At 37.8% G+C, this 22,557-nt stretch carries 20 protein-coding genes and 1 other RNA gene; 17 read left to right on the top strand and 4 right to left on the bottom strand.

The genetic code is table 11. From position 1 onward, the window contains the following. Positions 1–3: 3 nt before the first annotated feature. The 5 genes from CCC20_RS08035 to pepC all read left to right on the top strand — a co-directional run bounded on the left by CCC20_RS08035 (position 4) and on the right by pepC (position 5,311). Positions 4–228, top strand: coding sequence for a DUF4059 family protein (locus CCC20_RS08035; protein ID WP_013851515.1), 225 nt, complete (start codon positions 4–6; stop codon positions 226–228). Positions 229–291: 63 nt separating this feature from the next. Beyond that, entirely contained in the window at positions 292–1,206 is a 915-nt protein-coding gene (gene trxB, locus CCC20_RS08040) for a thioredoxin-disulfide reductase (RefSeq protein WP_003063507.1), read from the top strand. A gap of 267 nt (positions 1,207–1,473) precedes the next feature. After that, positions 1,474–2,934: a nicotinate phosphoribosyltransferase gene (locus CCC20_RS08045; RefSeq protein WP_003063509.1), complete on the top strand. Its 1,461-nt coding sequence runs from the start codon at positions 1,474–1,476 to the stop codon at positions 2,932–2,934. Further along, the gene (nadE, locus tag CCC20_RS08050) at positions 2,931–3,755 is read left to right on the top strand and encodes an NAD(+) synthase (protein WP_003063511.1); all 825 of its coding nucleotides are present in this window, start codon (positions 2,931–2,933) and stop codon (positions 3,753–3,755) included. The genes CCC20_RS08045 and nadE overlap by 4 nt, the downstream gene beginning before the upstream one ends. A 218-nt stretch (positions 3,756–3,973) precedes the next feature. Beyond that, on the top strand, positions 3,974–5,311 hold the full coding sequence (gene pepC / locus CCC20_RS08055) for an aminopeptidase C (RefSeq protein WP_003063513.1): 1,338 nt from the start codon (positions 3,974–3,976) through the stop codon (positions 5,309–5,311). Here pepC and CCC20_RS08060 read toward each other — a convergent pair. The 3 genes from CCC20_RS08060 to recU form a co-directional block, all read right to left on the bottom strand. Beyond that, on the bottom strand, positions 5,193–5,732 hold the full coding sequence (locus CCC20_RS08060) for a hypothetical protein (RefSeq protein WP_201787089.1): 540 nt from the start codon (positions 5,730–5,732) through the stop codon (positions 5,193–5,195). The two genes, pepC and CCC20_RS08060, sit on opposite strands and share 119 nt — an antisense overlap. Before the next feature lie 269 nt (positions 5,733–6,001). Next, positions 6,002–8,233 (bottom strand): penicillin-binding protein PBP1A, encoded by a 2,232-nt coding sequence (gene pbp1a, locus CCC20_RS08065; RefSeq protein ID WP_003063515.1) that lies wholly within the window; start codon positions 8,231–8,233, stop codon positions 6,002–6,004. Next, positions 8,220–8,828, bottom strand: coding sequence for a Holliday junction resolvase RecU (gene recU / locus CCC20_RS08070; protein WP_003063516.1), 609 nt, complete (start codon positions 8,826–8,828; stop codon positions 8,220–8,222). Before recU ends, pbp1a begins: the two co-directional genes overlap by 14 nt. Before the next feature lie 74 nt (positions 8,829–8,902). On the opposite strand from recU, the gene CCC20_RS08075 reads away from it, so the two are divergent. The 6 genes from CCC20_RS08075 to CCC20_RS08100 all read left to right on the top strand — a co-directional run bounded on the left by CCC20_RS08075 (position 8,903) and on the right by CCC20_RS08100 (position 14,192). Then, entirely contained in the window at positions 8,903–9,421 is a 519-nt protein-coding gene (locus tag CCC20_RS08075; protein WP_003063517.1) for an SLOG family protein, read from the top strand. Between the two features lie 126 nt (positions 9,422–9,547). Next, complete coding sequence (gpsB, locus tag CCC20_RS08080; protein ID WP_003063518.1) at positions 9,548–9,889, top strand: cell division regulator GpsB; 342 nt, start codon at positions 9,548–9,550, stop codon at positions 9,887–9,889. A gap of 88 nt (positions 9,890–9,977) precedes the next feature. Continuing rightward, positions 9,978–10,348, top strand: an RNA gene (gene rnpB, locus CCC20_RS08085) — RNase P RNA component class B. Positions 10,349–10,519: 171 nt separating this feature from the next. Then, the gene (locus tag CCC20_RS08090; RefSeq protein WP_003063519.1) at positions 10,520–11,692 is read left to right on the top strand and encodes a THUMP domain-containing class I SAM-dependent RNA methyltransferase; all 1,173 of its coding nucleotides are present in this window, start codon (positions 10,520–10,522) and stop codon (positions 11,690–11,692) included. A gap of 58 nt (positions 11,693–11,750) precedes the next feature. After that, entirely contained in the window at positions 11,751–13,283 is a 1,533-nt protein-coding gene (locus CCC20_RS08095; RefSeq protein WP_003063520.1) for a cell division site-positioning protein MapZ family protein, read from the top strand. A 144-nt stretch (positions 13,284–13,427) separates the two neighbouring features. Beyond that, the gene (locus CCC20_RS08100; RefSeq protein WP_069789208.1) at positions 13,428–14,192 is read left to right on the top strand and encodes a (S)-acetoin forming diacetyl reductase; all 765 of its coding nucleotides are present in this window, start codon (positions 13,428–13,430) and stop codon (positions 14,190–14,192) included. Between the two features lie 78 nt (positions 14,193–14,270). Here CCC20_RS08100 and CCC20_RS08105 read toward each other — a convergent pair whose 3' ends face one another. After that, positions 14,271–14,756, bottom strand: coding sequence for an S-ribosylhomocysteine lyase (locus CCC20_RS08105; RefSeq protein ID WP_013851521.1), 486 nt, complete (start codon positions 14,754–14,756; stop codon positions 14,271–14,273). 150 nt (positions 14,757–14,906) lie between these two features. Between CCC20_RS08105 and CCC20_RS08110 the strand changes: the two genes are divergently transcribed. From CCC20_RS08110 to rsmB, 6 genes are all read left to right on the top strand, one after another. Further along, entirely contained in the window at positions 14,907–16,514 is a 1,608-nt protein-coding gene (locus tag CCC20_RS08110; protein ID WP_003063523.1) for a ribonuclease Y, read from the top strand. A gap of 253 nt (positions 16,515–16,767) precedes the next feature. Then, positions 16,768–17,385 (top strand): guanylate kinase, encoded by a 618-nt coding sequence (gene gmk, locus CCC20_RS08115; protein WP_003063524.1) that lies wholly within the window; start codon positions 16,768–16,770, stop codon positions 17,383–17,385. Positions 17,386–17,407: 22 nt separating this feature from the next. Beyond that, a complete protein-coding gene (gene rpoZ / locus CCC20_RS08120) occupies positions 17,408–17,722 on the top strand; it encodes a DNA-directed RNA polymerase subunit omega (protein ID WP_013851522.1) in 315 nt (104 codons plus the stop codon). Positions 17,723–17,843: 121 nt separating this feature from the next. Then, positions 17,844–20,234 carry a primosomal protein N' gene (locus tag CCC20_RS08125; RefSeq protein WP_069789207.1) on the top strand — a complete coding sequence of 797 codons (2,391 nt, stop codon included), beginning with the start codon at positions 17,844–17,846 and terminating at the stop codon, positions 20,232–20,234. Positions 20,235–20,294: 60 nt separating this feature from the next. Continuing rightward, complete coding sequence (fmt, locus tag CCC20_RS08130) at positions 20,295–21,230, top strand: methionyl-tRNA formyltransferase (RefSeq protein ID WP_069789206.1); 936 nt, start codon at positions 20,295–20,297, stop codon at positions 21,228–21,230. Continuing rightward, positions 21,220–22,542 (top strand): 16S rRNA (cytosine(967)-C(5))-methyltransferase RsmB, encoded by a 1,323-nt coding sequence (rsmB, locus tag CCC20_RS08135; RefSeq protein ID WP_069789205.1) that lies wholly within the window; start codon positions 21,220–21,222, stop codon positions 22,540–22,542. The genes fmt and rsmB overlap by 11 nt, the downstream gene beginning before the upstream one ends. Positions 22,543–22,557: the final 15 nt, after the last annotated feature.

Here is a 22,557-nt window from a genome sequence, read left to right on the forward strand (position 1 = left end):
CGTATGTTTTTAGAAATTTTTAGTCTTTATATCAAAGGACTTCTATTAGCTATTGCTTTTGTTTTTTTAGTTGGTATCATTTGGAATTTTTGGCGTGCTGTTCGTAAGTTGGACAAAACAGTCAAAGAACGCCAAGCTTTTTTATATGATGTGTTAATGATGTCAATTATGACTATCCCAGTTTTGTCCTTTGCATTTATGGCGATTTTATTAATGTTCAAAGCGTAATAATTGCAATTTTAATACCTGATTGCTACAATGAAGAAATAATCGAGATATTGAGGTGAATAAATGTACGATACATTAATTATCGGCTCAGGTCCTGCTGGTATGACTGCAGGGCTTTATGCCGCTAGATCTAATTTGAAAGTTGGTATTATTGAACAAGGAGCCCCTGGTGGACAAATGAATAATACCTCAGAAATCGAAAATTACCCAGGATATGACCATATTTCAGGACCAGAATTGTCGATGAATATGCATGCGCCACTTGAAAAGTTTGGTGTTGAAAATATTTACGGTATTGTGAAATCTATCGAGGATGCTGGTGATGTGAAACGTGTCATTACTGAGGATACCAGCTATGAAGCAAAAACAATTATTTTAGCGACTGGTGCTAAATACCGCACTCTTGATGTACCTGGTGAAGAAGAATACACAAGCCGCGGCGTTTCTTACTGTGCTGTCTGTGACGGTGCTTTCTTCCGTAATCAAGATTTATTAGTTGTCGGTGGTGGGGATTCGGCAGTCGAAGAAGCTGTTTACCTCACACAATTTGCCAAATCTGTAACGATTATTCATCGCCGTGATGAATTGCGTGCTCAAAAGATTTTGCAAGATCGTGCTTTTGCTAACGACAAAATCAACTTTATCTGGGATTCTGTGGTCAAAGAAATCAAAGGAACTGATATTAAAGTCTCTGGTGTAACCGTTGAAAATGTTAAAACTGGTGAGCTTAGCGAACACGAATTTGGTGGTATTTTTATCTACGTTGGGGTTAACCCAGTAACAAGTATGGTAGCTGATCTTGGCATCACAGATGAAGCTGGTTGGGTGATAACAGATGAACGCATGATGACACCAAAAGCAGGCATTTTTGCCATTGGAGATGTTCGCCAAAAAGAACTTCGCCAAATCGCGACAGCTGTTGGCGACGGAGCTATTGCTGGACAAGGCGTTTACCAATATATTGAAAATATGACATAATCACATCACTAAAGTCTGAGATGAAAATCTTAGGCTTTTTTATTAGTTGTTAGATTTGTGAGAAAATGTGAAAATATTTTCAGAAAATCAGCTTTTTTTCAAATCTTTGAGCAAAACCTCACAAAGTTTTAGTCAGTCTGTCGTAATTGTGCTATAATATGGGGGATAAATTAACTTTGAGCTGGAGATAACAAAAAATTCTTGTGAGGCTGGTAATGTCTTAACAAGACTAATCAAGGCTCATATTTCTTAAAAAGGGGATACCACATGTATCAAGATGATAGTTTAACTCTCCATACAGATTTGTATCAAATCAATATGATGCAAGTTTACTTTAATCAAGGCATTCACAATAAGAATGCAGTTTTTGAAATCTTTTTCCGTAAAGAACCATTCGCCAATGGCTATGCCGTTTTTGCTGGTTTGCAACGTATGGTTGAATACCTTGAAAATCTTCGTTTTACAGAAACAGACATTGCTTATCTAGAAGATTTAGGTTATCCAGCTGATTTTATTGCTTATTTGAAAGACTTCAAATTGGAATTAACCATTCGTTCAGCTAAAGAAGGTGATTTGGTTTTTGCTAATGAACCAATCGTTCAAGTCGAAGGACCGCTTGCCCAATGTCAATTGGTTGAAACAGCTTTGCTTAACATTATTAATTTCCAAACATTGATTGCGACAAAAGCTGCTCGTATTCGCTCTGTCATTGAGGACGAGCCCTTGCTAGAATTCGGTAGTCGTCGTGCCCAAGAAATGGATGCAGCTATTTGGGGAACACGTGCAGCTATTATTGGTGGTGCAAATGCCACTTCAAATGTTCGCGCTGGTAAAATGTTTGACATCCCAGTATCAGGAACACATGCACACGCTTTAGTTCAAGCTTATGGCGATGATTACGAAGCATTCATGGCTTATGCCGGTACTCACAAAGATTGTGTTTTCTTAGTTGATACATACGATACTCTTCGTCTTGGTGTTCCAGCAGCTATTCGCGTTGCCAACGAATTAGGTGATAAGATTAATTTCCTTGGTGTTCGTATTGACTCAGGAGATATGGCTTATTTGTCTAAAAAAATTCGTAAACAGTTAGATGCTGCCGGCTATCCAAATGCTAAGATTTACGCTTCAAATGACTTGGATGAAAATACCATTCTCAACCTTAAAATGCAAAAGTCCAAAATTGATGTCTGGGGTGTTGGAACAAAATTAATCACAGCTTACGACCAACCAGCACTTGGTGCAGTTTATAAGATTGTATCTATGGAAGATGAAAATGGTGTCATGCAAGATACTATTAAGTTGTCAAATAACGCCGAAAAAGTCTCTACACCAGGTAAAAAACAAGTGTGGCGTATTACTAGTCGTGAAAGAAATAAAACAGAAGGTGACTACATCACTTTCACAGACACTGATGTTAATAAACTTGACGAAGTTTACATGTTTCACCCAACATACACTTATATCAATAAAATAGTAAGAGATTTTGAGGCTGTGCCACTTCTTGTTGATATTTTCGACAAAGGGAAATTAGTTTATAACTTACCATCTCTTTCCGAGATTCAAGAATATGCTCGTAAAGAATTTGACAAACTTTGGGATGAATATAAACGCCTGCTTAATCCACAAGATTACCCAGTTGATTTGTCACAAGAAGTTTGGCAAAACAAAATGAACCTTATTGACCGTATCCGAAAAGAAGCACAACAAAAAGGAGAAGTTAAATGACGTTACAAGAAAAAATCATTGCTGAATTAGGGGTTAAACCAAGTATTGACCCTAAAGAAGAAATTCGCGTATCAGTTGATTTTCTTAAAGATTATTTAAAAAAACATTCTTTCCTTAAAAGTTATGTTTTAGGGATTTCTGGTGGACAAGATTCAAGCTTGGCAGGACGTTTGGCACAAATTGCCGTAGAAGAACTACGTGCTGAAACTGGCGATGATAGCTACAAATTTGTTGCTGTACGTTTACCGTATGGCGTCCAAGCTGACGAAGAGGATGCTCAACGTGCTCTTAAATTCATCCAGCCAGATGTTAGCCTTGTCGTTAATATCAAAGAAGGTGTTGACGGACAGGTTCGTGAACTTGAAAAAGCTGGCATTGATGTTTCAGATTTCAATAAAGGAAATATCAAAGCACGCCAACGTATGATCACACAATATGCCGTTGCTGGAGCAAATAGCGGAGCTGTTATTGGTACTGACCACGCTGCTGAAAACATCACAGGCTTCTTCACTAAATTTGGTGACGGTGGTGCTGATGTTATTCCTCTTTATCGTTTAAACAAACGTCAAGGAAAACAATTGTTAGCAGAACTCGGTGCAGATCCTGCAATCTATGAAAAAATTCCAACAGCTGACTTGGAAGAAAATCGCCCAGGAATTGCAGACGAAGTTGCTTTAGGTGTCACATATAATGATATTGATGACTATCTTGAAGGTAAAACAGTTTCATCAGAAGCCAAAGAAAAAATTGAAAATTGGTGGCGTAAAACAGAACACAAGCGTCACTTACCAATCACAGTATTTGATGATTTCTGGAAATAAAACAAAAGACCCGCTGGGTCTTTTTTCTTTGAAAAACAGTAGTCTGAAATTGTAGTTGTCACAAAAGGTTACATACTCTTGTAATTCCTTTAAAAATGTCAGAATTTTTTATCAAAAATTCTTGCAATCTCCTTAATAAGCGATATAATGGATATTAGTTAAGTATGGTTAAGTCAGAAAACATTACATGACTGTCAACCGATAATATAGGAGGAATTATGTCAGAATTATCATCAACATTTACCGAAAAACTCTTTGCTGATTTTCAAGCTGATAGCAAATTACGTGCTGTTGAAAATGCTGTAACTCACAATGGATTGTTAAAATCACTTGAAACACGTCAAAGTGAAATGGAAAACGATCACGCTTTTTCAATTGATTTGACAAAAGATAAGGTTGCCAACCAAAAAGCATCAGGTCGTTGCTGGATGTTTGCAGCACTCAATACTTTCCGTCATAAAATGATTTCAGATTTGAACTTGGAAAATTTTGAGCTTTCTCAAGCCCACACATTCTTCTGGGATAAATACGAAAAATCAAACTGGTTCTTAGAACAAGTTATCGCAACAGCAGATCAAGAACTCGGTAGTCGTAAAGTAAAATTCTTGCTTGATGTGCCACAACAAGACGGTGGACAATGGGATATGGTTGTTGCCCTTTTTGAAAAATACGGTGTCGTACCAAAAGCAGCATACCCAGAATCAATTTCATCAAGCAACAGCCGCGAATTGAACCAATACCTTAACAAATTATTGCGTCAAGACGCTCAAATTTTGCGTGAAGCTATTGCAGCTGGTGCTGATGACAAAGCTGTTCAAGCGAAAAAAGAAGCCCTTCTCCAAGAAGTCTTTAATTTCTTAGCAATCAATCTTGGTTTGCCACCACGCACGATTGACTTTGCTTACCGTGACAAAGATAACAATTATCATTCAGATAAAAACATCACACCACAAGAATTTTTCAAAAAATATGTTGGTTTAGACCTTTCAGAATACGTATCAGTTATCAATGCGCCAACAGCCGATAAACCTTACGGCAAATCTTACACTGTTGAAATGCTTGGTAATGTGGTTGGTAGCCGTGAAGTTCGTTACCTTAACCTTGATATGGAACGTTTCAAAGAATTGGCTATCGCTCAAATGCAAGCTGGTGAAACTGTTTGGTTTGGTTCTGATGTTGGCCAAATCTCAGACCGTCAAAAAGGTATCATGGCGACAAACGTTTATGATTTTGAAACAGCTATGGACATCAATTTCACTCAAGACAAAGCAGGACGTCTTGATTACAGCGAAAGTCTGATGACACACGCTATGGTGCTTACAGGTGTTGATTTGGACGAAAATGGCAAATCTCTTAAATGGAAAGTTGAAAATTCATGGGGAGATAAAGTTGGTAACAAAGGTTACTTTGTCGCTTCAGACGCTTGGATGGATGAATTTACTTACCAAATCGTTGTACGTAAAGAATTTTTGACAGCAGAAGAACGCGCAGCTTATGAAGCAGAACCAATCGTCCTTGCACCATGGGATCCAATGGGAGCTCTTGCAAGTAAATAAAAAGAATGACATCAGCTGTTTGGCTGATGTCATTTTGCATATAAGAATAAAATACTCCCTCCAGTTTTTGTACTGTCCTCAAAAATCTAGACAAATCATTGGTGAAAGAATTTAGTTCTGTATCCTTATCTTCTTGAACTAGTCGTTTGACTTGATAGTAATCAGTTGAACGGGATAAATCAAGAATTTTAAGCAAAGTTTCTAGAGAAAAGTGATCAATTAATTCTTGAATGATTTTTGTCGCTCTTTGAGCCTTGCTTCGCCCCATCTTTGGTGGGCTCCCTCTAGTTTTCTCAACAATAGTACCCCCATTTTTCTTATATTGTGCCAGCCACTTTGCCAGCTGACTATAATTGAGTAAGGCATAATCAAGAGCTAGTTGCTTTTGGGATTGACCTTTAAACAAAACTTTAGCAATCATTTCCTGCTTTAAGTCTGGAGAGTAATAGATATTTTTCCTTTTCTAGACGATACCTATTCCATACCGATTAATCAGTCGAAACATATATTTGATATAAGCCTTAACAATACTAAACTTTTCTGATAAGGAGTTAATCGACTCTCCATTTTGGCGTAACTCATAGAGTTGAACCTTATCTTCATAACTTAATGTCATACAAAAAGCACTCCAATCGTTAGATGTCGTGTCTAACGATCAGAGTGCAGGTCGTTCAGAGAGAGTTTTTTGTGCTAATCATTACTAGATTCTGTGCTACTATTATCTAAATTGTTGTCAGCTTCGTTTGATGATTCGGTTGAAGAACTATTTTCACTAGTAGATTCAGCGGTTGATGACTCTTCTTCAGAGGAAGTTGAACTTGAACCGTAGATGTTACTGTAAACGGAACTTGATGTTGATGAGTAAGTGTAGTTATTACTTGAACCACTTAGGTAAACATAGCTACCGCTAGTATAAACACCACTTGGTACGGTGAAGTCTTTACTGCCACTACCATATTTTTCATTTAGATAGCTTTGCATTGCTTTATAAACATCAGCTGCGACATTCAAACCATCACCATAAATTGGTGTCATCCTATCCTTATAACCTGTCCAAACTGCCATTGAGTATTGTGTGGTGTAACCAACAAAGAGTTCATCTGGAGCCATTGTACCAACAACGCTGTTGTAAATACCAGTTGATTCTTCAATTTCTTCTAATTCATCATCAGAATAGTTAGAAGTACCAGTCTTACCAGCTTGGTAAACACCAGAAATAGCAGCTTCAGTACCTGTACCGTAGGTTAAAACAGTTTTCAGCATTGATGTCATCATATATGCTGTTGTTTCTTTCATGGCACGTGTACCAGAAGAACTGTAGGTTTGAGTAGTACCATCATTAAACTCGATTTTATTAATATATTGAGGTTCGTAATAGATACCACCGTTGGCAAATGCCGCATAGGCAGCAGCCATTTTTTCACTACTTGCGCCATATTTTTCATCAGAATCACTAGTAGAACTTGAAATGGCATTTGAGTAGTAAAGTTGTGGGTAATAGATACCAAGCCCCTCAAGGAATTCTTTAGCAGCATCTAACCCAACAGCTTCAAGAGCCTTAACGGCAGGTACGTTACGTGATTGTTGAATCGCTGTTTGAATGGTCATTGTACCATAGTATTGACGGTCCCAGTTGTAAATCTGAGTAGAAGTGCCTGGCCAGTAATATTTACTATCGTTTGTCGTAGCTGCGGTACTTGTGTAAATACCATTTTCAATAGCAGGTGCATAATCAGTAATAGGTTTCATTGTAGAACCCCAGTCCCTATCTGTTAGAACAGATTGGTTTGTACCAAGTGAGACAGAAGTATCTTGGTTACGTGAGCCAAGTTGAGCAATAACATTACCGTTTGTCACATCAATGATAGTTGAGGCAACTTGAAGATCAGAATCTGGATAAGAGACATAATAATCAGTATTGTAAACATTCCAGAGATATTGTTGGACATCAGTATCAACGTTTGTATAGACTTTGAGTCCTGCTGAATAAATATCTTGACCTGTCTTATCGCTGACTTCTTCGATAACTTCCTTAATATAATTATCAAGGTAAGCATCATAACTTGAAGTCTCCGTGAGTGTTTGTAAGCCGTCTGTAACAGGAGTTGCTACTGCAGTATCGTATTCGCCTTTTGTAATGTTACCGTCCTCGTACATTTCTGCCAAAACGATATCACGACGACTTTGTGCTGCGTCTGGATTAGTATAAGGGTCATATTGACTAGGAGCTTGAGGAATTCCTGCAAGTAAGGCAAGTTGGGCAATGGACAAATCTTTCAAATCTTTACCGTAGTAAGATTTAGCAGCGGTAAGCATACCGTAGTTACCATTTCCCATATATACCTTGTTAATGTAGAAAGTTAAAATTTCTTCCTTAGTATATTTGCGTTCCATTTGGAGAGCAAGCCAAGCTTCTTGAGCCTTACGTTTTAAGGTCTGGTCGGATTCACTCGTTGAGAAGTAAGCCAATTTAATCAGCTGTTGGTCAAGTGTGGATCCACCTTGGGTGCTCGAGCTAGTGAAGTTGTTAAAAGCAGCTCCAAGAATACGGTAAACATCAATACCACGGTGTTTGAAGAAACGTTTATCTTCAATAGAAGTAATGGCATTTACCAAATTCAAAGGAATATTATCAGCCGTAACACTTTCACGTTTTTCAGAACCAAGGTCCGCAATCAAATTGCCGCTTGAATCGTAAATTAAACTGGAGTTAGTAGATGATAACTTGCTTTCAGACAATTTTGGGGCACTACTTACATAGTAAGCAAAGAGAGAGCCACCAGCCAAAACAGCTGCAATGATAAGTGTTAGTCCTGCAATCAAGCCATATTTTAAGACTTTAAGAGCAGTTGTTTTTCTTGAAGAAGTAGTAGGATTAGTTTTCTTTTGTTTTCTTGTTATTTTCTTTTTAATTGTGATCACCGCCTAAAATTTTTTGATCAATAATATCTAAATAAGGAACTTGAGGTAGTGAACTTGTTGTCACTACATAACCATTTTTTCTGATATAATCAAGTGGCATGGATTTGGTGCCGAGATTGATTTGGTAAAAATCTACTAGAGCACTAGCAGGTAGAAAATAAGTTTCCTTAAGTGTCGAAAAATGAAGTAGAACAAAGCAGATGCCGTCTTGTTTTAAAACATTTGCCATGTGCTCAATCTGGTGAGCGTGGAAATTTTTTAATGGCATAGATGTCTTTTGCCGCGTTTCTTTGGCTTCAAAGTCGATATAGCGTCCTTTATAGACACCAGAATAATCGGTCGTGGAAGCTTGTCGAAAATACGCTTCTACAATTTTGGCACGGCTTCTTTTCGGATAATCAACTTTAACAATTTGAATCGGTGTTGGTTTTTTATGAATGACAGCAATATTACGAGACAAGTAATAATTATTGGTTTCATTAATTGCTGCTTCAAAACTCATCCCACGATTAGCAAAGTTAACCGTTGATTTTTTCACTTTTTTAGAAGCAGGAACTGCTTGTTTTCGAATAAGATGATGAGGGTAATTAACCATAGAACTCCTAACATTCATGCTTAAGTCAATATAAGCAATCTTATTATAACATATTTTTAGAAAGGAAACAGAATATGGCTGCAATTCTCGTGACGGGTTATAAGAGTTTTGAATTAGGAATCTTTCAAGATAAGGATGAGCGCATTAGTGTTATAAAAAAAGCTATCCGCCATGATTTGATTCGTTATTTTGAAGAAGGAATTGATTGGCTGATTTTTATGGGAAATCTTGGTTTTGAATATTGGGCTTTACAAGTTGCCAAGGAATTGCATGAAGAGTATGAGTTTAGCATAGCAACGATTTTTGCTTTTGAAAATCATGGTCAAAATTGGAATGAAGCTAACCAAGTAAAATTAGGTGAATTTAAGCAGGTTGATTTTGTCAAGTATACTTATAAAAGTTATGAAAATCCAAGTCAATTTAAAAACTATAATCAATTTTTAGTAGATAATACAGAAGGAGCCTATCTTTTTTACGATAGTGAAAATGAAACAAATTTAAAATATTTGTTACAAGTGATGCAAGAAAAAGAGGACTATCCGATTAATTTTCTGACCTTTGACCGTCTTAATGAATTCTTAGAAGAATGGTAATAAAATTTTAATAATGAAATAAAGGTAAATGCTTGATTTTTCATTAAATTTTCTGTAACATATACCTTGATATGATGATTTCATATTCTTACTTTTAACTAGAATAGTTTTGTTTGGAGAGATAGAATGGCAAGTATTATTTACAGTCCTAAGGACATTTTTGAACAAGAATTTAAAACCAGTATGCGTGGCTATGATAAGAAAGAAGTGGATGAATTCCTTGATGACATCATCAAGGATTATGAAAGTTATATTTCGCAGGTTCAAGAACTACGCGCTGAAAATGAAAAAATAAAACAACAACTCGCTTCAAAACCAAAATCAGCGCCAACACCATCTTATGTTGGTTCACATACGGTTAATGCAGAGCAACAAACACGCGTTGCTCAATCAGCAACAAATATTGATATTTTGAAACGTATTAGCCGATTGGAAAAAGAAGTATTTGGAAAACAAATCACTGAATAAACAGCCTAACTAACGACAGTTAGTAAGCTGTTTTGATTTTGTGTTTAACTTATTTTGGAAATTTGTCAAAGTGAGTTTATAAATTGCAATTTTTGGATAATCGCGTGGTATTTTTATACCATGAGGAAAGTCCATGCTAGCACTGGCTGTGATGCCGGTAGTGTTTGTGCTAGGTGAATCAATAAGCCTAGGGGCATCTTTTTTGATGTTACGGCGGGCAAAAAGGCTAAGTTCTTTATGGATATGTCTGAATAGCCCTGAAAGTGCCACAGTGACGTAGTTCTTAGGGAAACCTAAGAAGTGGAACGCGGTAAACCCCTCAAGCTAGCAACCCAAACTTTGGTAGGGGCATGGGATAGTTGGAATCCGAACAATCTATCCTGACTGGAAACAGTAGACAGATGATTATCGAAGGAGATAAGACCTAGTTATCTCTGGAACAAAACATGGCTTATAGAAAATTGCATATAGGTATATAGCTAGCTTAGGCTAGCTTTTATTTTTGGTTGTATTTTAATACTAGATATTGGCTAATAATGGTGTTTGAAAATTAATTGATTTTTACTAGCTTAAAGCCAGTAAAACGTGTTAAACTTATAGATAAGAATTTGATGAAATAGGAATTAATGAATGAAAAAAACGTTTAATTTAGTAGCGACAGCGGCAGCAGGACTTGAAGCGGTTGTAGGGCGTGAAATCCGTGATTTAGGCATTGACTGCCAAGTCGAAAATGGAAAAGTCCGCTTTCAAGGAGATGTTAGAACGATTGCGACAACCAACCTTTGGTTACGTGCAGCTGACCGTATTAAAATTGTAGTCGGTGAATTTCCGGCTCGTACTTTTGAGGAGTTATTTCAAGGTGTTTACAAATTAAATTGGGAAAATTATTTACCACTTGGTGCTAAGTTTCCAATTTCAAAGGCAAAATGTGTGAAATCTAAACTACATAATGAGCCAAGTGTTCAAGCTATTAGTAAAAAAGCTGTTGTTAAAAAACTTCAAAAAGTTTATCATCGTCCAGAAGGTATTCCACTGCAAGAAAGTGGGGCAGAGTTTAGAATAGAAGTTTCCATTTTAAAAGATAAAGCAACAGTTATGATTGATACAACAGGAGCAAGTCTTTTCAAACGCGGTTACCGTGTGGAAAAAGGTGGGGCACCGATTAAGGAAAATATGGCAGCAGCAATTATTGAGTTGTCAAACTGGTATCCAGATAAACCTTTTATCGACCCAACATGTGGTTCGGGAACCTTCTGTATCGAGGCGGCTATGATTGGCATGAACATTGCGCCAGGCTTTAATCGTGACTTTGCTTTTGAGGAATGGAATTGGGTTGACGCCGATTTGGTTCAACAAGTTCGTGATGAAGCTGAAGAAAAAGCTAATTATGACATTGAACTTGATATTTCTGGATTTGATATTGACGGACGCATGATTGACATTGCGAAAAAGAATGCTGAGGAAGCTGGACTTGCAGATGTCATCAAATTGAAACAAATGCGACTTCAAGATTTAAAAACTGATAAAATCAACGGTGTTATCGTGTCTAACCCCCCTTATGGTGAACGATTGCTGGATGACAAAGCTGTGGACATCTTGTATAATGAAATGGGACAGACTTTTGCTCCGCTAAAAACATGGAGTAAATTTATCCTAACAAGTGATGAACAATTTGAACAAAACTATGGTTCACAGGCTGATAAAAAACGTAAACTGTACAACGGTACACTAAGAGTTGATTTGTACCAATTCTATGGCGAACGTGTTAAACGTTTAGTTACCACGCCAACACAAGAAAAGTAAAATACGGCGTTAAACAGCCTAATAAAAAAGACAATCTGATTTAGAGAGGTGAACAAGCGTGTCAGACAAGAAAGAATTGCCGTCTTCTGAAGAACAAAAAGGACTTAATTTAGAAGATGTAAAAAATATGACCATTGGAGAAGCTGTTCGGAAAGATTCTGAGTTAAAAGCTGGAGTGACTGAGTCTGACGGTGTTTTGGATAAATACATTAAACAACACCGAGACGAAGTGACATCACAAAAGTTTGAGGCTAAATTATCTGACTTTGACAATTTAGATACCAAAGCTTTGGACAATTTCATTAAGAAACAACGTGCAGAATTGGTCAACAGCGGGCTTGTTGGTGAGTCTGCTTTGAAAGAAAATGAAGCTACGCCTAAAGCTGTTGATTTTGAAGCAGAAAAAGTTGAGGACACTCAAGAGACTTCGCAAGAAGTACCAGTATCAGAAGATGTAGCATCTGAAAACGACTCAACAATTCAGCAAGAAAATGTTAGTATTGAAATACCAAATGCTGATTCAGCAGTTTCAGAGCCAACTCCAGAAGCTGCATCAGCTGTGGTTGCTGATGACAAAAACAGTGAAGCTATTGCTCTTGAAACGGCAGATGAGCAACCAACTTATAAAAATAAACGTGTGATTATTGGTGGCTTGGCGGTTCTTGTTGTCGCTATTTTTGCTGTGGCTTACGGTTTGAATTATACTAAAGAACCAAGCACGAGTGTTGCTAGCTCATCAACATCTACAACTAAGAAATCAACATCATCTAGTTCGTCTGCAGTAGCTAAAAAGGCGAAAAGGGCATTCGACGATGCCTATGCAGCCTTCTTTACAGATGATACTAAAACAAAATTGAAAAATAGTGAATTTGACAATATTTCATCATTAAAAGAAAAACTTGATGACTTGAAAGACACAGATTACTATGACGATGCTAAGAAAGAATACGATACTTTGGCAGCTCAAATTACAGCTATCCAAACAATCAATGCCTTATTTGAATCAAATGTTATTGTAAATGGTGAAAAAGCTTCAGCAACTGTAAAATCTGATGCTAACTTTGATAATTTATCAAGTGACCTTTTGAATACAGGCAATGCTAATCTAGATACATTGTTGCAATCAGCGATTACTGATGGTAAGAATCAGTTAGCTGCTTTGGCATCATCAAGCAGTCAAGAAGCAAGTGCAAGTATCTCAAGCCAAACAGAAAGTGCAACTCAATCATCATCTGATACGTCAACAACACCAACTGTCTCTGGAGCTAGTGGATATGGTATCACATCTTATGATGCTTCTACACTTCAACGTAGCTTGAGCCGTGTTCCTTATAGTGATTCAGCGATTGCGGATTCAAGCAATTCTGCTTGGACATTTGCGGACGGTGTACTTGATAAAATTGTGGCAACATCTCAATCACGTGGTTACTTCTCAGGAAATGATTACATTCTTGAAAAAGTTAATATCATTAATGGAAATGGTTACTACAATATGTTCAAGGCTGACGGAACATACCTTTTCTCAATTAACTGTAAAACAGGTTACTTTGTTGGGAATGCTTCTGGTAATTCGGATGCACTTGATTATTAAAAACAAAATGCTCTCTCCTTACGGAGGGCATTTTTTATTTGATAAATAAAAGTAATGAAAACTGATTGAAAAAAGTTTCAAAAAATTGACAGAAAATATTGTAAGCGCTATAATCAAGTTAACTTAAAGATAAGGGGTGATATTATGGTAAAAGTCGCTATTGTTACAGGTGCAGGCCAAGGAATTGGCTTTGCTATTGCAAAACGTCTGCATGACGATGGTTTTAAGGTGGGAATCCTTGATTACAATCAAGAAACAGCTGAAAAGGCTGTTCAGGAAATTTCTCCAACAGATGCCTTTGCTGTGGTTGCAGATGTGTCAAAACGTGACGAAGTAGCAAAAGCTTTCGCAAAAGTTGTTGAACACTTTGGAGATTTATCAGTTGTGGTTAATAACGCTGGCGTAGCTCCAACGACACCTTTGGATACGATTACCGAGGAAGTGTTTGAACGTACTTTTGCCATTAATGTCGGAGGTACGATTTGGGGAGCCCAAGCAGCTTTGGCAGAGTTCAAAAAATTAGGACACGGTGGTAAGATTATTAATGCAACTTCACAAGCAGGTGTTGTTGGTAATCCTAACTTGACTGTTTACGGTGGTAGTAAATTTGCGGTGCGTGGCATCACACAAACCTTAGCACGTGATTTAGCTAAGGATGGCATTACAGTAAATGCTTACGCACCTAGAATTGTTAAAACACCAATGATGTTTGACATTGCGCATGAAGTCGGTAAAAATGCTGGTAAAGATGATGAATGGGGAATGCAAACTTTTGCAAAGGACATCACTTTAAAACGTTTGTCAGAACCAGAAGACGTTGCAAAAGCTGTTAGCTTTTTAGCAGGACCTGATTCCGATTACATTACAGGTCAAACAATCATTGTTGATTGCGGTATGCAGTTTCATTAATCGATGAATAAAAGGCAAGGAGAAATGCTTCTCTTTGCCTTTTGTTATTAAAAAAGCCAGCTAAGCTGACTTTAATATTTAGATGACATGACGTTCAAATGGGTCGTCTGAAATACCGTCTTTTAAGATTAATTTTGCCCATTCTTTAGCGGTAAAAAGGCTATGGTCTTTATAGTTGCCGCAAGATTCAATGGTTGTTCCTGGAACATCTTCCCATGATGTTACGTTGGCAATTTCTTCTAAACTTGATTTGATAACTTTGGCGATTTCAGTTGTATTGTATTTCCCCCACATAATCAAATGGAAACCAGTACGGCAACCAAACGGAGAGCAGTCAATCATTCCGTCAATTCGTTCACGAATAAGTTTAGCAAGCAAGTGTTCGATAGTATGTAAACCAGCTGTTGGAATAGCATTTTCGTTAGGTTGCACAAGACGAATATCAAAGTTTGAAATAACATCGCCTAGAGGTCCAGCTTCTTCTGAAATAAGGCGGACGTAAGGGGCTTTAACGATAGTGTGGTCAAGTTCAAAACTTTCCACAGTAACTTCTTTTTTAGACATAGTACACTCCTTTTTTGTTCCTTGTAAATATCATAACACAAATTTTAGTAAAACGCTTTACAATTTTAAATTGTGAAAAAGCTTATTTTATGATAAACTTAAAAGTAGCTTTCTATAGATGAAATCTAAAATTTTTATTGAGGTAAAAACATGCCAAATATTATTATCTTGATTGTTTTTGCCCTCATTGGTTTGATAGTTGGTTATGCGTTGATTTCAGTTAGACTTAAGTCTGCGAAAGAAGCGGCAGAACTCACTCTTTTAAATGCAGAACAAGACGCTGTTAATCTACGTGGTCAAGCGGAGTTAGAAGCTGAGCAAATCAGAAAAACAGCCGAACGAGAAAGTAAATCATATCGTAAAGAATTACTAATCGAGGCAAAAGAAGAGGCTAGAAAATATCGTGAAGAGATTGAAAAAGAATTTAAATCTGAAAGGCAAGAGTTAAAACAAATGGAAACTCGTTTGACAGAACGAGCTTCTTCTCTTGACCGCAAGGATGAAAACCTAACCAGCAAGGAAAAAGTGTTGGATAGTAAAGAACAAAGTCTAACCGATAAATCTAGACACATTAATGAGCGTGAAAAACAAATCGGAGAACTAGAAGAACAGAAAAAAGCAGAACTTGAACGTGTAGCGCTCATGACGATTGCTGAAGCGCGTGAAATTATTTTAACGGAAACAGAAACTAATTTGACGCACGAAATTGCTACTCGTATCAAAGATGCTGAACGTGAAGTCCGAGATAAATCTAGCAAACTTGCTAAAAATATTCTCGCGCAAGCTATGCAACGTATGGCAGGTGAATATGTTACTGAACAAACTATTACAACAGTTCACTTACCAGACGATAGCATGAAAGGTCGTATCATTGGACGTGAAGGACGTAATATCCGCACACTTGAAAGTTTGACAGGAATTGACGTTATCATTGATGATACCCCTGAAGTTGTTGTTCTTTCAGGATTTGATCCGATTCGTCGTGAAATCGCTCGAATGACTTTGGAAGCTTTGATTCAGGACGGACGTATTCACCCAGCTCGTATCGAGGAATTGGTTGAAAAAAATCGTTTGGAAATGGATAACCGTATTCGTGAATATGGTGAGGCTGCTGCATTTGAAATTGGAGCCCTTAACTTGCACCCTGATTTGATTAAAATCATGGGACGCCTGCAATTTAGAACATCATACGGTCAAAACGTCTTACGTCATTCTGTCGAAGTTGGTAAGATGGCAGGTATTCTCGCAGGGGAACTTGGAGAAAACGTAACACTTGCTCGTCGTGCCGGTTTCTTGCATGATATGGGGAAAGCCGTTGACCGTGAGGTTGAGGGAAGCCACGTTGAAATCGGAACGGAACTTGCTCATAAATACAAGGAAAATCCGATTGTCGTTAATGCCATTGCTAGTCACCACGGTGATGTAGAACCGGAAAGTGTTATCGCTGTGATTGTTGCAGCTGCAGATGCGCTTAGCTCAGCTCGTCCAGGTGCTCGTAACGAATCAATGGAAAATTACATCAAACGCCTTCGTGATTTGGAAGAAATTGCCACAAGCTTTGAAGGTGTCCAAAATAGCTATGCTTTGCAAGCAGGACGTGAAATTCGTATCATGGTGCAACCAACTAAAGTTTCTGATGATGAGGTAACAATCTTAGCTCACAAAGTTCGTGAAAAAATTGAAGGTAATCTTGATTACCCGGGTAACATTAAAGTTACCGTTATTCGTGAACTTCGTGCAGTTGATTATGCAAAATAAAACAATTTTTAAAGGAGGTGCTAATCTTAGCGCTTCTTTTTTAATCGATATTTATTTACTAAGAAATAGTTGCTGAAATTACTAGAACTTAAGTAGAATGTCTAACTAAGATTTAAACAGCATTTTTTATGCGGAAAGAGCCACGGAAGCTTTTAAAATTCCTTGAAAAATGGCTATGTTTTTGATACACTAGTTTGTAGTCTAATTGATAAAAAGCAAGTCTTAACTTGTAGTCTATAATAAGGAGAGTGGCATGACCGAACGTGGTTTGTTAATTGTTTTCTCAGGACCTTCTGGGGTTGGTAAGGGAACAGTTCGCCAAGAAATTTTTTCAACACCGGATCATAAATTTGAATATTCCGTTTCTATGACAACACGCCAAAAACGGCCAGGAGAAGTCGATGGCGTTGATTATTTCTTCCGAACTCGTGAAGAATTTGAGGAGCTTATTAAAAATGGTCAAATGTTGGAATATGCTGAATACGTAGGAAACTACTATGGCACACCACTGACTTATGTTAATGAAACTCTTGATAAGGGGATTGACGTGTTCCTTGAAATCGAAGTGCAAGGAGCGCTTCAAGTTAAGAAGAAAGTTCCAGATGGGGTGTTTATTTTCTTAACGCCACCTGATTTGGACGAATTAAAAGATCGTTTGGTAGGACGTGGTACAGATAGCGAGGAAGTTATCCGCCAACGTATCGAACGTGCTAAAGAAGAGATCGCTTTGATGCGTGAGTATGATTATGCTGTTGTTAACGATGAAGTGCCTTTGGCAGCTGAACGCGTTAAGCGCATTATCGAGGCAGAACATTTCCGTGTTGATCGTGTTATCGGACGATATAACGACATGATTAAAGATATTGATTAAAAAAGAGAAAAGAGAAAAAACTATGATGTTAAAACCTTCTATCGATACTTTGCTTGATAAAGTACCTTCAAAATATTCACTTTGCATTCTTCAAGCCAAACGTGCTCACGAACTTGAAGCAGGTGCTAAACCAACTCAAGAATTCAAATCTGTAAAAGCAACTTTACAAGCACTTGAAGAAATTGAGTCTGGTAATGTTGTGATTCACCCAGACCCAGAAGCTAAACGCACAGCTGTTCTTGCTCGTATCGAAGCAGAACGTCTAGTTAAAGAAGAAGAAGAACGTAAAATCAAAGAACAAATCGCTAAAGAAAAAGAAGAAGGAGAAAAAATCTAAGGTGTTTTATCTTAGATTTTTCTTGTAATAAATCATTGTGATAAGCTAGACAAACATTGGTCGCTATCATGATTATTCTTCTTTTTCATGGATAGCTAAGGACTAGATAGAAAGGAAATTTATGGTAAAAATTGCTCAGGTCATCGTTGATGTCCCACTTATGCAAACAGATAAACCTTTCTCTTACATCATTCCGAAAGATGTTGAAGACCAAGTGACCATCGGTTCACGAGTTCATGTCCCTTTTGGACGTGGTAATCGGCTTTTGCAAGGCTTTGTTGTCGGTTTTTCTGATACTTTTGATAATACTGTGACTGACTTAAAAGCTATTAGTGAAGTTTTGGATTTTGAGCCTGTGTTGAATGTAGAACAGCTAGAATTGGCAGAGCAGATGCGTCATACCGTGTTTTCTTATAAAATTTCCATTCTGAAATCGATGATTCCTAATCTGCTGAATTCGCAGTATGATAAACGTTTAACGCCTACAGAAAGCTTATCTAGCGAAGAACGTTTGGCATTGTTTGGTGAGAAAGAGAGCCGACTTTATTCGTCATTCACTGAGGAAGAAGCGAAAAAAGTCGCTCGCTTGGTTCAAGCAGGAAAAATTACCGTTGATTATTTAGCTAAAGATAAGAAAAATATCAAAACGGAAAAATATTATTACATTCAAGCTGAAAAAATGGCTGCCGCAGACATCTCCAATCGTGCTAAAAAAAGATTGGAATTACGTGATTATTTGTTAGAGCATCCTGAAGAAGGAAGACTGTCAGATTTGCATCATCTTTTTTCACGTGATGTTGTCAAATTTTTTGTGGATAATCAGTTGATAACTGTCCTTGAAAGAGAGAAAAAACGTTCAGACGCTTATTTTGATGTAGCAACAACAGATTTTCTTGATTTAAATGCTGAACAAGCGGCTGTCGTTGAACAAGTAACTAGCCAAATTGCTCAGGAAAGTAATCCGTTTTTACTGGAAGGTGTGACAGGTTCAGGAAAAACTGAAGTTTATCTGCATATCATTGACAAGGTTTTGAAACTCGGTAAAACAGCCATTGTCTTGGTGCCTGAAATTTCTTTGACACCACAAATGACCAATCGTTTTATTTCACGTTTCGGCAAGCAAGTGGCTATCATGCACTCTGCTTTGTCAGACGGTGAAAAGTTTGACGAATGGCGAAAAATCAAGTCTGGACAAGCACGTGTCGTTGTTGGGGCACGCTCTGCCATTTTTGTTCCTATTGAAAATATTGGTGCCATTATCATTGACGAGGAACATGAGGCGACTTACAAGCAAGAATCCAATCCGCGCTACCATGCGCGTGATGTGGCTTTGCTTCGTGCTAAATACCATAAAGCTGTGTTGTTAATGGGCTCTGCAACACCAAGTATCGAAAGCCGTGCTCGGGCTAGTCGAGGTGTTTACCAATTCCTACAATTGACACATCGTGCTAATCCTATGGCAAAGATTCCAAAAGTTGAAATTGTCGATTTTCGCGATTATGTCGGGCAGCAAGAGGTTAGCAACTTTACTCCGTATCTCTTAGAAAAAATTGCTGACCGCTTAGAAAAAAATGAGCAAGTCGTGCTCATGCTCAATCGTCGTGGTTACTCTAGTTTTATCATGTGCCGTGATTGTGGCTATGTTGATGAATGTCCAAATTGCGACATTTCCTTGACGCTGCATATGGATACCAAAACCATGAATTGTCATTATTGTGGTTTTGAAAAATCCATTCCACACACTTGTCCGAATTGTCATAGCCGTAGTATTCGGTATTATGGAACAGGAACACAGAAGGCTTATGATGAACTCGTGGAAGTTTTTTCACAAGCTCGTATTTTACGAATGGACGTTGATACCACACGTCAAAAAGGGGCTCATCAACGTATTTTGGATAAGTTTGGCAACCATGAAGCCGATATTTTACTTGGCACACAAATGATTGCTAAGGGACTTGATTTCCCAAATGTTACTTTGGTAGGAGTTTTAAATGCGGATACGTCTTTAAATTTACCTGATTTTCGTTCTTCTGAACGCACATTCCAATTGTTGACACAAGTTGCAGGGCGTGCAGGACGTGCAGAAAAAGAAGGTGAGGTTCTTATCCAGACTTACAATCCACAGCACTATGCTATTCAGCTAGCACAAAAGCAAGACTACGAGGCATTTTACGCTTATGAAATGGGAATCCGTAGGCAATTAGCTTATCCGCCTTATTATTTCACGGTCGGATTGACCTTATCACATAAAGATGAGCAGACCGTTGTCCGTAAATCATTTGAACTCTTGCAATTATTGCGCCAGCAATTATCAGATAAAATCAAAATTCTCGGTCCGACACCAAAACCGATTGCCAGAACGCATAATCTTTATCATTATCAAATTATCGTTAAATATCGCTTTGAGGACAATTTAGAGAATGTCTTGAACCAGATTTTAGATCTGACACAATTACCAGAAAATAAAGATTTACGCTTAGTCATTGACTATGAGCCACAAAATTTCATGTAGCGGATGACTATGCTATAATAGAGAAAATTTAAGTAAGAAAATCCTTTGAGAGGAACTGAAATGACAAAATTAATTTTTATGGGAACACCTGATTTTTCAGCGGCTGTTCTAAAAGGTTTGCTAGATGATAGCAACTACGACGTCCTAGCGGTGGTAACGCAACCTGACCGTGCTGTTGGACGCAAAAAAGAAATCAAAATGACACCTGTTAAGGAAGTTGCATTAGCACATAATTTACCAGTTTATCAACCTGAAAAAATGTCTGGTTCAGAAGAAATGGCAGAGCTGATGACTTTGGGTGCTGATGGCATTGTGACAGCTGCGTTTGGTCAATTTTTACCAACCAAATTGCTTGATTCTGTTGATTTTGCGGTCAATGTTCATGCTTCGCTTCTTCCCAAATACCGTGGCGGTGCACCAATTCACTATGCAATCATTAACGGAGAAGAAGAAGCTGGCGTGACAATCATGGAAATGGTTAAGAAAATGGATGCTGGTGATATGATTGCCAAGGCTTCAACACCGATTACTGACGATGATAATGTTGGAACAATGTTTGAAAAATTGGCTGTTATTGGACGTGATTTGTTGTTAAAAACATTACCAGATTACATTGCAGGCAATATTAAACCAGAACCGCAAGACGAAAGTAAAGCCACTTTCTCACCAAATATTACACCAGAAGAAGAACGCATTGACTGGAATAAATCAGCACGTGATGTCTTTAATCACATTCGTGGCTTGTCCCCATGGCCAGTAGCTCATACCCTTCTTGACGGCAAACGTTTCAAGATTTATGAAGCTACTTTAGCTGAAGGTCACGGAAAACCAGGTGAAATTATCGAAAAAGGTAAGAAATCACTTGTCGTAGCAACAGGTGACGGGGCAATTTCGCTTAAAACAGTGCAACCAGCTGGGAAGCCACGCATGAATATTGTTGATTTCCTTAATGGTGTAGGACGTAAGCTCGAAGTAGGTGACCTTATTGGCGAATGATTGGAAAAATCAGGCACGTGGTTTAGCGCTTCTTGTCCTTGAAAATGTCTTTGAAGACGGAGCTTATTCTAATATTGCTCTTAATCAAGAATTAAGCCATACGACATTATTGCCAAAAGATAAGTCTTTAGTGACAGAAATCGTTTATGGAACAGTTGCACGAAAAATTACCTTAGAATGGTATCTTGCTCATTACATTAAAGACCGTGATAAGTTAGATTTTTGGGTTTATTACCTATTAATGTTGAGCCTTTATCAGCTCTTGTATCTTGATAAAATTCCTGCCCACGCTGTGGTAAATGACGCGGTTAACATTGCTAAAAATCGTGGTAACAAAAAAGGTGCAGAAAAATTTGTCAACGCTGTTCTAAGACGTTTTACCAAGGAAGAATTACCAAATCCTGAAACGATTAAACGTAAGAATAAACGTTACTCTGTTCTTTATTCATTGCCAGTTTGGTTAGTCAAAAAATTAATTGATCAATTCGGCGAAGAACGCGCGGTAGCTATTATGCAAAGCCTTTTTGTCCGCAATAAGGCAAGTATTCGTGTGACAAATCTTGATAAATTAGCTGATATTAAAGCTGCGACTGGTGCAGAGCAATCTATCTTATCGCCAGTTGGTTTGGTGAAAACATCAGGACATTTTGCTGGGACAGATTATTTTGCTAATGGTAATATCACAATTCAAGATGAATCTAGTCAACTAGTTGCTCCAACGCTCAATATTCAAGGAAATGAAGACATTTTAGATGCCTGCGCTGCCCCAGGTGGCAAGACAACTCATATGGCTTCGTATTTAAAAGAAGGACACATCACAGCGCTCGATTTATATGACCATAAATTAACGCTTGTCATGGATAATGCCAAGCGTCTGCGTGTCGCTGATAAAATCAGCACACAAAAAATGGACGCCACAACCGTTCATGAGCATTTTGCACCAGATTCTTTTGATAAGATTTTGGTAGATGCCCCTTGCTCAGGAATCGGCTTAATCCGCCGTAAACCGGACATTAAGTACAATAAAGAAAATCAAGATTTCTCAGCTCTGCAAGAAATTCAACTGCAAATACTTGATAGCGTTTGTCAAACGTTGCGTAAAGGTGGTATAATAACTTATAGCACTTGTACAATTTTTGATGAGGAAAATTTCCAAGTTATTCATAAATTTTTAGAAACTCATCCAAATTTTGAACAAGTAAAACTGAGTCATACGCAAGAAGATATTGTTAGAGATGGATGTATTACAATTACCCCAGAACAATATCAGACAGACGGGTTCTTTATAGGACAAGTCAAACGTATCTTGTAATCTCAAGGAGGAAAC

The sequence above is a fragment of the Streptococcus sp. LMAG:39 genome, from assembly GCF_008680485.1.
GTDB classification, from domain to species: Bacteria; Bacillota; Bacilli; order Lactobacillales; family Streptococcaceae; genus Streptococcus; species Streptococcus pasteurianus.

Bases quoted from the DNA above. Each gene is read 5' to 3' on its own strand.
- CCC20_RS08035 (WP_013851515.1), top strand. From the start codon at position 4: ATGTTTTTAGAAATTTTTAGTCTTTATATCAAAGGACTTCTATTAGCT.
- trxB (WP_003063507.1), top strand. From the start codon at position 292: ATGTACGATACATTAATTATCGGCTCAGGTCCTGCTGGTATGACTGCA.
- CCC20_RS08045 (WP_003063509.1), top strand. From the start codon at position 1,474: ATGTATCAAGATGATAGTTTAACTCTCCATACAGATTTGTATCAAATC.
- nadE (WP_003063511.1), top strand. From the start codon at position 2,931: ATGACGTTACAAGAAAAAATCATTGCTGAATTAGGGGTTAAACCAAGT.
- pepC (WP_003063513.1), top strand. From the start codon at position 3,974: ATGTCAGAATTATCATCAACATTTACCGAAAAACTCTTTGCTGATTTT.
- CCC20_RS08060 (WP_201787089.1), bottom strand. From the start codon at position 5,732: ATGATTGCTAAAGTTTTGTTTAAAGGTCAATCCCAAAAGCAACTAGCT.
- recU (WP_003063516.1), bottom strand. From the start codon at position 8,828: ATGGTTAATTACCCTCATCATCTTATTCGAAAACAAGCAGTTCCTGCT.
- CCC20_RS08075 (WP_003063517.1), top strand. From the start codon at position 8,903: ATGGCTGCAATTCTCGTGACGGGTTATAAGAGTTTTGAATTAGGAATC.
- gpsB (WP_003063518.1), top strand. From the start codon at position 9,548: ATGGCAAGTATTATTTACAGTCCTAAGGACATTTTTGAACAAGAATTT.
- CCC20_RS08090 (WP_003063519.1), top strand. From the start codon at position 10,520: ATGAAAAAAACGTTTAATTTAGTAGCGACAGCGGCAGCAGGACTTGAA.
- CCC20_RS08100 (WP_069789208.1), top strand. From the start codon at position 13,428: ATGGTAAAAGTCGCTATTGTTACAGGTGCAGGCCAAGGAATTGGCTTT.
- CCC20_RS08105 (WP_013851521.1), bottom strand. From the start codon at position 14,756: ATGTCTAAAAAAGAAGTTACTGTGGAAAGTTTTGAACTTGACCACACT.
- CCC20_RS08110 (WP_003063523.1), top strand. From the start codon at position 14,907: ATGCCAAATATTATTATCTTGATTGTTTTTGCCCTCATTGGTTTGATA.
- gmk (WP_003063524.1), top strand. From the start codon at position 16,768: ATGACCGAACGTGGTTTGTTAATTGTTTTCTCAGGACCTTCTGGGGTT.
- rpoZ (WP_013851522.1), top strand. From the start codon at position 17,408: ATGATGTTAAAACCTTCTATCGATACTTTGCTTGATAAAGTACCTTCA.
- CCC20_RS08125 (WP_069789207.1), top strand. From the start codon at position 17,844: ATGGTAAAAATTGCTCAGGTCATCGTTGATGTCCCACTTATGCAAACA.
- fmt (WP_069789206.1), top strand. From the start codon at position 20,295: ATGACAAAATTAATTTTTATGGGAACACCTGATTTTTCAGCGGCTGTT.